Origin of the sequence: Brucella sp. NBRC 12950, from assembly GCF_030268145.1 — a bacterium.
GTDB lineage: Bacteria > Pseudomonadota > Alphaproteobacteria > Rhizobiales > Rhizobiaceae > Brucella.
Map to the genome: position 1 here is coordinate 191,834 of NZ_BSQC01000005.1, position 13,046 is coordinate 204,879.

Genomic DNA, 13,046 nt, shown 5'->3' on the forward strand with positions numbered 1-13,046 from the left:
GCTTCCTAATTGCGGGACGACGGACGTGTATTTCAGCCTGAAACGATGGAATCGAAATCTACCATTCCGGCAAAGCGTGCAGCGCGGACTTTGCCGAATTTGCTTTCATCAACCACCAGATGTTTCTGGAGCGCGCGCTGCATCGCCATCTGCTTTACCGGCACCTCATGAAAGTGCGAGCAGGTGACTCCGTGTTGCTCATCAACACCGCCTGCCGACAAGAAAGCCTTGTTGACATTGACGCGCTTGAGAACCTCTATGCCTTCATCACTTGAGAAAGACGCGGCTTCCGGGTGGTAAACCCCACCGAGCACGATGAGCCGGACATCATCCCGGCGCGATAGAATCTCGGCGATATTCAGCGAATAACAGACCACGGTGATGTGCTGGTTTTGCGGTATTTGCTGCGCGAGATATGGCGTTGTCGTGCCGCAATCAATAAAAACAGTGTCATGCGCCTCGATAAGCGCTGCGGCTGCCGCGCAGGCTTGCGCTTTTGCATTGGCATGACAATCTTTTTCAAGATCAAAGACATAATCGCTGCCGTTACCGTTATCCTGCACAGGAATAATGTAACCACCCAAACAATTGAGCGGCCCGGAATCGGTCCCGATATCGCGGCGAATTGTCATTTCCGAAACGCCCAGCCGCGTGGCTGCATCGCGAAGACGCAGCACTCCCGCTTCCTCAACAAGAGCCGCAAGTTCGGCAATCCGTTCGTCTTTACGACTGATCCTGCTCACTGATTCCCCATTTCGGTTGCCGTTCACCCCCGTTTAGCTTGCCACATCAATTGGTGCAATTGCGATGGTGCATACTTGACAGGTCAAACAGAAATATGAAACGATCCAAACATAATGATCGGATTATAACATTATAATTCGCATTATCGGGAGGATCTGACAATAGGAATTTGCAGCAGGCCACAACGCTTCAGGCAGCCTGCGCCAAGAAAGAGGAATTTGCGACTTATCCAGCGTTGATGGTCGCAATGGAGGAGACACTGGTGTCAGCAGCAGTCTGCAAAGCATCAGCGTAAAAATCAGTAGTCACCAATCTCGCCTGCGCGGAAGCGCTTTTGGCGGGGGCTATTCGTTTCCAGGGAGGAAATACCGGTGAAGAAGTTTATCGCGTCCATGGCTATTGCCGCGTCTGTTACGATGTCTGTTGCCGTGCCACATGCTTTTGCGGAAGGCGTCGTCGATACGTCGAAAATCAATAAAGACCTGATCACGACGGCAAACGACAAGAAATACACGATCGCGACAGTTGTGAAGGTTGACGGCATTGCCTGGTTCGACCGTATGCGTGACGGCGTTGAGCAGTTCAAGGCCGATACCGGCAATGACGTCTGGATGGTTGGTCCAAGTCAGGCAGATGCGGCCGCTCAGGTTCAGATCGTAGAAAACCTGATCGCTCAGGGCGTTGACGCTATTGCCATCGTACCGTTCTCGGTTGAGGCTGTGGAACCAGTCTTGAAGAAGGCTCGTGAACGCGGCATCGTCGTTATCAGCCATGAAGCTTCCAACATTCAGAATGTCGACTATGACATCGAAGCTTTCGACAATAAGGCCTACGGCGCCAACCTTATGAAGGAACTGGGCAAGTCGATGGGCGGCAAGGGCAAATATGTTGCCACCGTTGGCAGCCTGACCTCGAAGTCACAGATGGAATGGGTTGATGGTGCCGTTGAGTATCAGAAGGCCAACTTCCCGGAAATGTCGCAGGCGACTGAACGTCTCGAAACCTATGACGATGCAAATACCGATTACAACAAGCTCAAGGAAGCAATGACCGCCTATCCTGACATCACCGGTATTCTGGGCGCGCCAATGCCTACTTCAGCCGGTGCCGGTCGTCTGATTGCTGAAGGCGGACTAAAGGGTAAAGTCTCATTCGCTGGCACCGGTCTTGTGTCGGTTGCCGGTGAGTACATCAAGAATGACGATGTTCAGTATATTCAGTTCTGGGACCCGGCAGTCGCGGGCTATGCCATGAACATGCTGGCCGTTGCAGCCCTTGAAAAGAAGAATGAGCAAATCAAGGCTGGCCTTAATCTCGGTCTGCCTGGCTATGAAAGCCTGATCGCTCCCGACGCTTCCATGCCAAACCTGCTCTACGGCGCAGGCTGGGTCGGCGTGACCAAGGAAAACATGGATCAGTACGACTTCTAATCGTTGCTGAACAGGAGAAAGAGGCCCCCGCCTCTTTCTCCCCATTCCATCTGCATTTGCAGCCTTGCACGAGGCCTCTATGACTGAAAATCTGATCGAATTGCGCCATATCGGGAAGCGCTTTGGCGGCGTGAAAGCGCTGGACGACGTGTCCTTTACCATCAAGCCCGGCGAAATTCACTGCCTAGCTGGCGAAAACGGCTCTGGCAAATCCACTGTAATCAAGATCATGTCCGGTGTTTACACACCCGAAGACGGTGAAATTCTGATCGACGGCAAGACGGTCGGCAAGCTCGATCCTGTCAAATCCGTACATCATGGCATTCAGGTGATTTATCAGGATTTCTCCCTGTTCGGAAACCTGACGGTCGCGGAGAATCTCGCGATCAATACATTTCTCATGGAAGGCCGAAAAGCTGTCGACTGGAAGCGCGTGCGCGAACTTGCGCAGCAGGCGCTTGATCGTCTCGGTGTTCAGATGGATCTGGATGCCGATGTGGACAGCCTGCCAACATCCGGCAAGCAGATCGTTGCAATAGCGCGCGCCGTTATGGCCGACGCGCGGCTTCTGATCATGGATGAACCAACCACTGCGCTTACCCGACATGAAGTCGACGCGCTGTTCAAGATCGTGCGCGATATTCAGGCACAGGGCATCGCCGTGCTGTTCGTCAGCCACAAGATGCGCGAAATGCTGGAAATCAGCGAGCGGCTGACTGTATTCCGCAACGGCAAGAAAGTCGCGGAAGGCCCGATTAACGAGTTTGACGAACCGGCGATCACCCGCGCCATGACGGGCCAGGAACTGACGGCACACAGCTACCAATGGGTTGCCCGTGAAGGCGCGACCCATGTTCCGAGCCTTGAGGTCGACAATCTCTCGGTTCCCGGTTCAGTGGAAAAAGCCAGCCTCACGCTTCATGCAGGCGAGATTGTTGGCATTTCCGGCCTGATCGGTTCTGGCCGTACCGAGCTTGCCTTGGCTCTCTTTGGAATGAAGCCTGACTTTACCGGTAATGTGCGGATCGATGGCAAGCCTGTTCATCCCAAAACCGTGCAGGAAGGCATTGCCTGCGGCGTTGCTTATGTGCCGGAAGATCGCCTCACGGAAGGGCTTTTCCTCACCCAGTCGATTGAGCGCAATATCATTGTGACGTCGATTGAGAAATTCGTACGTGGTTTGTTCATCAATCGCAAAAAAGCGGACGCGACAACGCGCGATATGTTCTCGGCAATGAATATTGTTGCGCCCGGCCCGCATACACCCGTCAACCATCTCTCCGGCGGCAACGCGCAACGCGTTGTGTTGGCGCGATGGCTTTTGACTGGCGCTAAAATCCTGATCCTCAACGGGCCAACGGTTGGCGTTGATGTGGGTTCAAAGGCTCAGATTCACAACATCATCCGCAAACTCGCACAGGATGAAGGTCTGTCCGTTCTGATGATTTCCGATGATGTGCCGGAGCTGGTTCAAAACTGCAATCGTGTGCTGGTGATGCATCGTGGACGTTTCGTCGATGAACTCTCCGGTGAAAACATGACAGAAGACGCCGTCAATGACCGGCTCAAGACCTTGAATTGAGGAACCGGCACATGAAATTCTTTCGCAGTACCGAATTCATCATTGCCTGTGTGCTTCTCGCCGCAATGATTATTATTGGTCTTATCAACCCCGCCTTCTGGTCACTGGATAATATTTTCGGGCTTCTACGTTCCAATGTCGTGATCGGCATCATGGCGCTTGGCGTTCTGCTGGTGATGATTTCCGGCGGCATCGACGTATCGTTTACGGCCTTTGCTATTGCGGCAATGTATCTGACCGTCCGCGCCATGGTTTACCTTGGCTATGATGGTGTGTTCATTCCGTTTGTCGCGGCAACGTTGATCGGCTTGCTGCTCGGTGCCTTTAACGGCTTCATCATCCATCGCTTCAAGATGATCCCGCTGATCGTGACGCTCGGCACCGGCTCCATTGTGCGCGGCCTTGTGCTGGGTCTTGTTGGCACCAGCATCGTCAATATCAACAAGATGCCAAAAGAGCTGATCGAGTTTGGCAAGACAGACGTGATTTCGCTCACCTCTGCCTCCGGCACAGCCTTTGGTCTGACCGCGATGTTCCTCGTCTATCTCACGCTTGCATTGCTGATCCACCTGATCCTCAGCCATACGATGATCGGACGCAGTGTTTATGCCTATGGCGGCTCGCCGGAAGCCGCAAAGCGCGTCGGCTTCAACACGCGCCGCACGATCTTCTTCGTTTATTGCGTGGCGGGTGCCTTGGCAGGTTTTGCAGGGCTGCTGCATTCATCCATGATCTGGCTTGCCAATCCGCGCGATTTTGTAGGCCTCGAACTCGATGTGATCGCAGCCGTGGTTCTCGGTGGTGCGTCGATTTTCGGCGGCCGCGGAACAGTGCTTGGCACACTCATGGGTGTCTTCATGCTCGTGATGGTCAAAAACTCGCTCATCATCATGAAGGTCGACACCACATGGCAGCGTGTCGTGGTCGGCCTCATCATCATCGCAGCAACCGCCATCACGGCGTGGCGCGATCGCAAAAGCATCGCCTGAAGGGAGAAAGCGACATGAAACAGTCTTTCGACATGCGCCGCATCCTTGGCGGAGACAACAATATCATCCAGCTCGTTGTGATCACCGTGCTTGTGTTCGCGCTGATGACCTGGATGAACCCGGACAAGTTCCTGCGTTACTACAACTTTGAATCAATCAGCTACATCATGCCGGAGTTGGGCATCCTCTCCGTCGCCATGATGATTGCGATGTTGACGGGCGGCATTGATCTTTCGGTGGTCGGCATTGCCAATCTGGCGGGTATTGTCGCTGGCGTCTATTTCCACTCATCCATGGTGCAGGCAGCCCACACTTCAGGCTCTGGAATGTTGTTTTACACGGTCATTGGTATCCTGCTTGCGATACTCATCGGGCTTCTATCAGGCCTTGTGAACGGGCTGCTGATCGCCAAACTGCGCATCACGCCGATCCTCGCAACACTCGGCACAGGCCAGGTTCTGATGGGACTGGCGCTGGTGCTTACCGGTGGGCCTGCCATCGTTGGTTTTCCGGATGCTTGGAACTGGGTAGGCAATGGAAAGATCATGGGCATCGCCACGCCTTTCCTTCTATTCATCGTGGTCTGCATTCTCGTCGGAATTTTGCTGACGCGCACCACGCTTGGTATCAATCTGATGCTGATCGGCACCAACCCGCGCGCAGCCGTGTTTGCTGGCATCCGCAAAGAACGCATGATCCTTTATTCCTACATGCTTACGGGCGTTCTCGCTTCGCTTGCTGGGATCATTTTGTCGGGACGTACCAATGCGGCTAAGTCCGATTATGGCGCATCCTATCTGTTGCAGGCGGTTCTGATCGCCGTGCTTGGCGGCACCAATCCGGCTGGTGGCAAGGGGCGTGTGCTGGGCATCGCCATCGCGCTGATCGCTCTCATGCTTCTTTCCTCCGGCTTTCAGATGATGCGGTTCTCCAACCACCTGATCGACTTCATCTGGGGTGCGTTCCTCATCCTCGTCATCGCGATCAATGCTTCGCGCAATCAAGGCAGGTGATCCCAAATGCAGGATATTGAATTTCATCTTCGTCGTCAGGACTTTGTCGAACAGCCGCATGTCATTGCCAGTTCAGACGGGCTGAGTGTGACGGCATTTCGCTATCCAAGCGGCATCGAAGCTCTACTGATCGAAAACGAGCGCGGCAATATCATCGTGCTTCCATTCATGGGGCAGATGGTATGGGGCGCAGAGTTCGACGGCATTGACCTTACCATGGGCAACAGCTTCTCCATGCCGCGTCCGGCAACCACCATCGTCGAGACTTATGGATGCTTTGCTTTTCACAGCGGAATCTTGCGCAATGGTTGCCCTTCGCCACAGGATAATCACCTTCTGCATGGTGAAATGGCCTGCGCAAAGATGGACAAGGCGGGGCTTTTGTTCGGCGCGGATGAACATGGCAGCTTTGTCGAAGTCACTGGCGAATATGAATATGTCATGGGCTTTGGCGCGCATTATCTCGCGCGGCCAAGCGTTCGGCTTCATGCAAAGGAAACGCTCTTCGACATCACCATGGATGTTGAAAACCTGTCATCGGCTCCGATGGAGCTGATGTATATGTGCCACGTCAATTTCGCCTATGACGAAGACGCGCGCATTGTGCAGCCGGTCGCCTTTACACCAGATCAGGTGCAGGTTCGCACGGCCGTTCCGGGCCATGTGACACCCAATGACGATTACCTCTCCTTGATTGATGAACTAGCCGCAGATCCTTCCGTGATGGAAGTGTTGGATGAACCGGAACGCTACGATCCCGAACAGGTCTTCTACATTCGTGGCTTACCAACCGATGCCGATGGCAAGACGCATCAGATGATGCAGCTTGCTGATGGTGACGGCTTTGCGATCTCCTATCCGGTTGAGGCTTTCCCGAAAACCGTACGCTGGATTCTCGTCAACGGTGATGCGCAGGTTGCAGCCTTTGCCCTGCCATCCACTTGCGAGCCGGAAGGCTATCTCGCCGAAAAAGCCAAGAACAATGTGCGGATACTGGCGTCGGGTGAGCGCGCCATCTTCCCCGTGCGCGTTGGCTATCTCGATCAGCCTACCGCCGAACAGTTTGAAGCCAAGATCAGGGCACTCTGAAATTTCAAAGGAACTTCTCATGACCAGAAAGATCGGAGTGGTCGGCTCCAACATGGTGGATCTCATCACCTATGTGAACCGTATGCCTGGCCCCGGCGAGACGCTTGAAGCACCAACGTTCGAAATTGGCTGCGGCGGCAAGGGGGCAAATCAGGCTGTTGCAGCTGCACGCCTCGGTGCCGACGTGATGATGGTAACCCGCGTTGGCGACGACGTCTTTGCCGATAATACGATCCGCAATCTCAATAGCTTTGGCGTCGATACGCGACACGTTCTCAAAGTATCGGGCAAGTCGAGCGGTGTAGCCCCTATCTTTGTCGAACCTTCAGGCGAAAACTCGATCCTGATCGTCAAAGGTGCCAATGCAGACCTCCTACCAGCCGAAGTCGACAAGGCTGCCAGTGATCTGAAGCAGTGCGGCCTGATCCTAATGCAGATGGAAGTGCCGGTCGAGACCGTCTACCACACAATCGCTTTTGCTGCTGAAAATGGCATCGAAACTATTTTGAACCCCGCGCCTGCTGCGGCTGATCTTGATCCTGAGCGTATCCGACAAGTGACCTTCCTCGTGCCCAACGAGAGCGAGCTTGCTCTTTTGTCTGGCCTTCCAACCAGCACGGATGATGAGATTGTCGTTGCCGCTCGCTCGTTGATTGCGCGCGGTATCCGCACGGTCATCGTGACACTCGGCGGACGTGGCGCATGCATGATTACCGCAACTGAGATCGTCAATATCCCGCCGGTCAAAGTCACACCGAAAGACACGACAGGCGCAGGCGATGCCTTTATCGGCTCGTTTGCCCGCTTCTATGCGGAGACGGGCGATATGGAAGCTGCACTTCGCAAAGCCTCCCTTTATGCCGCTCATTCCATCACCCGACCCGGCACGCAAAAGGCTTATGCCAGTGCCGATGAATTTGAAACGTTCTGCCGTGACCACGCGCCTTTGATCGAACGCGCCTAAGTGCTCTTGAACGTCAACAAACCTCACAGACGGACAATACAATGACCGAAACCCTTCCCCGCAATAATGGCACGCCGCTCAAGCCTGAATGGTTTGAAGATGTTGTCGTGAACCGCAGCGCCTCGGAACGTCGCGCTGCAACGCTGCCAGCGCGACGTTCGATCAAGAAAGAATATCAGGCAGCATGGCTTATTCGTGCAATCCAGTGCATCGACCTGACGACGCTCGCCGGGGATGATACCGCCGGACGCGTGCGCAGACTTTGTGCCAAGGCGCGCCGCCCCGTGCGCGATGACATTCTTGAAGCCCTCGGCCTGCTCGATGCAGGCATAACCACCGGCGCAGTCTGTGTTTATCCGACCATGGTGTCCCATGCAGTCAAAGCACTGGAGGGCTCCGGCATTCCCGTAGCCTCTGTGGCAACAGGTTTTCCGGCGGGCCTGACACCTTTGCCATTGCGCCTTGCAGAAATCACCTATGCGGTTGAGCAGGGTGCGCACGAAATCGACATCGTCATTACCCGCGAGCATGTGCTGACACAAAATTGGTCGGCGCTTTATGACGAAATCGCCGCCATGCGCGAAGCCTGTGGCGAGGCGCATATGAAGGCCATTCTCGCAACCGGTGATCTCAACACGCTCACCAATGTTTATCGCGCTTCGATGGTTGCGATGCAGGCGGGTTCTGATTTCATCAAGACCTCAACCGGCAAGGAAGATGTCAACGCGACGCTGCCCGTCAGCCTTACCATGGTGCGGGCATTGCGGGATTATGGCGAGCTATCCGGGCAGATCGTCGGATTCAAGCCTGCCGGTGGTCTCAAGACCGCCAAGGACGCACTCGCTTGGCTCACGCTCATGAAAGAAGAGCTCGGCAATCGCTGGCTTGAACCCGATCTTTTCCGCATCGGCGCATCATCGATGCTCGGCGATATTGAACGACAATTAGAGCACTTCGTGACCGGACGCTATTCAAGCGCCAATCGTCACGCCGCTGCTTAAACTTGGCATTTCGCATTCTCCTACTCAAACGCTCACGCAGTTTTGCTGGAAATGCTCGTAAGGAACATAAAATGCGACCCATCAAGGACATTCTGAAGACCATGGAATATGGACCTTCCCCTGAAGCAAACGGCGATGTGAAGCAGTGGCTGGAACAGCATGGCCATTCTTTCGGTCATTATATCAACGGCGCTTTCGTCAAACCGGAAGGCCGCAAAACCATTGCCGTGGCCAATCCAGCCAATGGCGACAAGCTTGCCGAGATCACACTTGGAACGCAGGAAGACGTCGATCAGGCTGTGAAAGCTGCGCGTGGTGCCTTTGGCAAGTGGTCAAAGCTTTCCGGCCATGAACGTGCAAAATACCTTTATGCAATTGCCCGCCATATCCAGAAGCGAGAACGCTTCCTCTCGGTTCTGGAATCCATGGATAATGGCAAACCGCTGCGTGAAACGCGCGACATTGATATTCCGCTGGCAGTTCGTCATTTCTACCATCATGCCGGTTGGGCGGAGATGGTTGAAGATGAGTTCAAGGGCTTCTCGCCGGTTGGCGTTTGTGGTCAGGTGATCCCTTGGAACTTCCCATTGTTGATGCTGGCGTGGAAGATCGCGCCGGCCTTGGCTGCTGGCAATACGATTGTGTTGAAGCCTGCTGATCTCACACCACTGACCGCTATTGCCTTTGCAGAAATCTGCCACGAAGTTGGCCTGCCTGCCGGTGTGGTCAATATCGTACAGGGCGATGGCATAACGGGTGCGAGCCTCTGCGGTCATGACGGCGTCGACAAGGTTGCTTTCACCGGCTCGACACAAGTGGGCCGCATCATCCGCGAGCAAATTGCAGGTTCTGGCAAGAAGCTCTCGCTGGAGCTTGGTGGCAAGTCGCCCTTCATCGTATTTGAAGATGCTGATCTCGATGCCGCTGTTGAAGGTGTCGTCGACGCCATCTGGTTTAACCAAGGCGAGGTCTGCTGCGCGGGTTCACGTCTTCTGGTGCAGGAAGGTATTGCCGATCGCTTCTATGCCAAGTTGAAAAAGCGTCTTGAAAGCCTGCGCGTCGGTGATCCGCTCGACAAATCCACTGATGTTGGCGCCATTGTCTCGCCTACTCAGGTGAAACGCATATCCGATCTGATCCAGAAAGGTATCGATGAAGGTGGCCAACTCTGGCAGACACCAAATCCGTTGCCTGCCAAGGGTAATTACATTGCGCCCGGTTTTTTCACTGAGGTCGATCAGGCGGCAACGGTCTGCCAGGTGGAAATCTTCGGACCAATCGCCGCCGCCACAACCTTCCGTACGCCAGATGAGGCTGTGGCACTCGCCAACAATACGCGTTACGGCCTTGCCGCATCCATCTGGTCGGAAAACATCAATGTTGCGCTTGACCTCGCAGCTCGCGTGAAGGCCGGTGTTGTCTGGATCAACTGCACCAATATGCTGGATGCAGGCGCAGGCTTTGGCGGCTATCGCGAAAGCGGATACGGCCGTGAAGGTGCTCGCGAAGGCCTTTACGAGTATCTTGCAGCAGATTGGGAAAAGACGCTGACTTCTCCAAAGGCTGTCGAAAGCTTCGTACCGTCTGCTGCGCCATCAGGTGAAGACAAGATCGTCATCGATGGCATTGACCGCACCATGAAGAACTATATTGGCGGCAAGCAGGCTCGTCCTGATGGTGGTTATAGCTATTCGGTCACAGGCAAAGGCGGCGCGGTTATCGGTCAGGCTGGCATTGGCAACCGCAAAGATATCCGCAATGCGGTTGAAGCGGCAGCCAAAGCATCAAGCTGGGGCAGCGCCACCGCCCATAACCGGGCACAGGTGCTTTATTATCTGGGTGAAAACCTCGATGCACGCCGCGACGAATTTGTGGCTCGCCTTGTTGAGAGCGCCGGCATCAGCGAAAAGAAAGCTATCGAAGAAGTCGAAGCATCACTGCGCCGCATTTTCTATTACGCGGCACAGGCCGACAAATTCGACGGCGCGGTGCATTCGACCAAGTCGCGCCATGTGACGCTCGCCATGAACGAGCCATGGGGTGTGATGGGTATCGTCTGCCCGGATGAAGCTCCGCTTTTGTCGCTGGTCTCACTTGTGCTGCCAGCAATTGCGATGGGTAATCGCGCAGTTGTCGTGCCATCAAGCCGTCATCCGCTAATTGCTGGCGATTTCTATCAGGTGCTCGACACATCGGATGTGCCGGGTGGTGTAATCAACATCGTCACTGGTGAGCGTGATGTCTTGGCCAAGACATTGGCTGAACATGATGAAGTGGCAGCCCTTTGGTACTTCGGTTCTAAGGAAGGAAGCGCGATGGTTGAAAAGGCTTCTGCCGGAAATCTCAAGGCCACATGGGTCAGCAATGGCCGTCTGCCTAACTGGAACAATACCAGCGAAGCACAAGGTCGCGATTACTTGCGCAGAGCTGTTCAAGTCAAAAATATATGGGTGCCATACGGCGCTTAAAAAGAAAGGCCCGGTCAATCGACCGGGCCTTTCAGTTTCAAACAATCAAGCGGCACTTTCAAAGCCGGATTACATATTCTTTGCGCGTAGTTTCAATAACGTCCCAGGTACCTTTGAAACCCGGCTGAATAACAAAACTATCGCCTGCTTTAAGCGTACGTGCTTCGCCGCCCTCTTCCGTCAAAACCGAGTGGCCTGCCAGAATATGGCAAAACTCCCATTCGTCATATTCTACGCGCCATTTTCCGGGTGAGCTCTCCCATATGCCTGCGAATAGCTTGCCGTCGGTACTTTCCTCGAAGTTCCACGTAAGAAACCGCGGATCACCAGAAAGAACGCGCTCCGGCAAAGGAGCGCTTTCTTCTGGTTCCACACCATCGATATCAAAACTGAGGAATCGGCTCATCGCATCAAACCTTGGCGAGTGCCTGCTCGATATCAGCGATAATGTCATCGGCGTCTTCAATACCAATGGACAGACGAACAACATCAGAGCCTGCGCCCGCGGCAACCTTCTGTTCGTCAGTCAGCTGACGATGCGTTGTTGATGCCGGGTGAATAACCAGCGAACGCGTGTCACCGATATTGGCCAGAAGCGAGAACAACTCAAGGCTATCAACAAACTTGACGCCTGCTTCATAACCGCTCTTCAGGCCGAAGGTGAAAACCGAGCCAGCGCCCTTCGGAGAATATTTCTGCTGCAGCGCATGGTATTTGTCATGCGGAAGTCCCGCATAATTCACCCAGGACACTTTTTCATGCCCATGCAGCCATGAAGCGACCTTCAATGCGTTATCCGCGTGGCGCTGCATACGCAGTGGCAATGTTTCAACGCCTGTCAGGATCTGGAATGCATTGAACGGTGAAATGGCCGGGCCAAAATCGCGCAGACCGAGTACGCGCGCCGCAATGGCAAACGAGATATTGCCAAAGGTCTTGTGCAATTCGAGCCCGGCATAGTCTGGGCGTGGTTCAGTCAGAAGCGGATAATTGCTGGACTTGGCCCAATCAAATGTGCCAGCGTCAACCAGAATGCCCCCCATCGAATTGCCGTGACCGCCGATGAACTTGGTCAGCGAATGCACGACGATATCCGCGCCGTGCTCAATCGGGCGCACCAGATAAGGCGATGCCAGCGTGTTATCTACGATCAGTGGCAGACCATGCTTGTGTGCGATTTCGGCAATCGCTTCGATATCGACGACGATCCCGCCCGGATTGGCAAAGCTTTCAATGAAGATTGCGCGCGTCTTGCTATCGATCTGCTTTGCGAAATCGGTCGGGTTGGTCGCATCAGCCCAACGAACCTGCCAGCCGAAAGATTTGAACGACTGACCGAACTGGTTGATCGAACCGCCGTAAAGCTGGCGCGCTGCGATGAAATTATCACCCGGCTGCAGCAGTGTATGGAAAACAAGCAGCTGTGCAGCATGACCGGAAGCCGTCGCAACAGCCGCCGTACCACCTTCAAGAGCCGCAATGCGCTCTTCCAGAACGGCTGTGGTTGGATTTGTGATGCGCGTATAGATATTGCCAAAAGCCTGCAGGCCAAACAGAGATGCGGCATGATCTGCATCGTTAAACACGAAGGATGTGGTCTGATAGATCGGCGTGGCCCGCGCGCCCGTAGTTGGGTCAGGCTTCGCGCCTGCGTGAACTGCGAGTGTTTCGATCCCTGGTGAGCGCTTAGACATGAGTTCCTCCTTACAGCCTATGCCGAATAATGTGACCGGACGTTAGGCTTTGCGTGAGAGAAAGCAAAGGAG

11 protein-coding genes are annotated in these 13,046 nt (G+C 54.4%); 8 read left to right on the top strand and 3 right to left on the bottom strand.

Annotated elements, in window-relative coordinates; translation table 11 throughout:
* Nucleotides 1–32: 32 nt before the first annotated feature.
* Nucleotides 33–743: a DeoR/GlpR family DNA-binding transcription regulator gene (locus QSJ70_RS10435; protein WP_064320467.1), complete on the bottom strand. Its 711-nt coding sequence runs from the start codon at nucleotides 741–743 to the stop codon at nucleotides 33–35.
* A 372-nt stretch (nucleotides 744–1,115) separates the two neighbouring features.
* On the opposite strand from QSJ70_RS10435, the gene QSJ70_RS10440 reads away from it, so the two are divergent.
* From QSJ70_RS10440 to QSJ70_RS10475, 8 genes are all read left to right on the top strand, one after another.
* Complete coding sequence (locus QSJ70_RS10440; protein WP_285536200.1) at nucleotides 1,116–2,174, top strand: autoinducer 2 ABC transporter substrate-binding protein; 1,059 nt, start codon at nucleotides 1,116–1,118, stop codon at nucleotides 2,172–2,174.
* A 79-nt stretch (nucleotides 2,175–2,253) separates the two neighbouring features.
* The gene (locus tag QSJ70_RS10445; RefSeq protein ID WP_285536202.1) at nucleotides 2,254–3,756 is read left to right on the top strand and encodes a sugar ABC transporter ATP-binding protein; all 1,503 of its coding nucleotides are present in this window, start codon (nucleotides 2,254–2,256) and stop codon (nucleotides 3,754–3,756) included.
* A gap of 11 nt (nucleotides 3,757–3,767) precedes the next feature.
* The gene (locus tag QSJ70_RS10450) at nucleotides 3,768–4,745 is read left to right on the top strand and encodes an ABC transporter permease (RefSeq protein WP_112804940.1); all 978 of its coding nucleotides are present in this window, start codon (nucleotides 3,768–3,770) and stop codon (nucleotides 4,743–4,745) included.
* A 14-nt stretch (nucleotides 4,746–4,759) separates the two neighbouring features.
* Nucleotides 4,760–5,758 carry an ABC transporter permease gene (locus QSJ70_RS10455; protein ID WP_285536206.1) on the top strand — a complete coding sequence of 333 codons (999 nt, stop codon included), beginning with the start codon at nucleotides 4,760–4,762 and terminating at the stop codon, nucleotides 5,756–5,758.
* A 6-nt stretch (nucleotides 5,759–5,764) separates the two neighbouring features.
* Nucleotides 5,765–6,847, top strand: a complete 1,083-nt coding sequence (locus QSJ70_RS10460) for an aldose 1-epimerase family protein (RefSeq protein WP_285536208.1) — start codon at nucleotides 5,765–5,767, stop codon at nucleotides 6,845–6,847.
* 19 nt (nucleotides 6,848–6,866) lie between these two features.
* Nucleotides 6,867–7,811, top strand: coding sequence for a ribokinase (gene rbsK, locus QSJ70_RS10465; protein ID WP_285536211.1), 945 nt, complete (start codon nucleotides 6,867–6,869; stop codon nucleotides 7,809–7,811).
* Between the two features lie 41 nt (nucleotides 7,812–7,852).
* The gene (gene deoC, locus QSJ70_RS10470; protein WP_007874526.1) at nucleotides 7,853–8,812 is read left to right on the top strand and encodes a deoxyribose-phosphate aldolase; all 960 of its coding nucleotides are present in this window, start codon (nucleotides 7,853–7,855) and stop codon (nucleotides 8,810–8,812) included.
* A gap of 71 nt (nucleotides 8,813–8,883) precedes the next feature.
* Complete coding sequence (locus QSJ70_RS10475) at nucleotides 8,884–11,280, top strand: aldehyde dehydrogenase family protein (protein ID WP_285536215.1); 2,397 nt, start codon at nucleotides 8,884–8,886, stop codon at nucleotides 11,278–11,280.
* Nucleotides 11,281–11,338: 58 nt separating this feature from the next.
* Here QSJ70_RS10475 and QSJ70_RS10480 read toward each other — a convergent pair whose 3' ends face one another.
* Nucleotides 11,339–11,686, bottom strand: coding sequence for a cupin domain-containing protein (locus tag QSJ70_RS10480; RefSeq protein WP_064320458.1), 348 nt, complete (start codon nucleotides 11,684–11,686; stop codon nucleotides 11,339–11,341).
* 4 nt (nucleotides 11,687–11,690) lie between these two features.
* Nucleotides 11,691–12,974: an O-acetylhomoserine aminocarboxypropyltransferase gene (locus QSJ70_RS10485; RefSeq protein ID WP_285536218.1), complete on the bottom strand. Its 1,284-nt coding sequence runs from the start codon at nucleotides 12,972–12,974 to the stop codon at nucleotides 11,691–11,693.
* Nucleotides 12,975–13,046 lie beyond the last annotated feature (72 nt).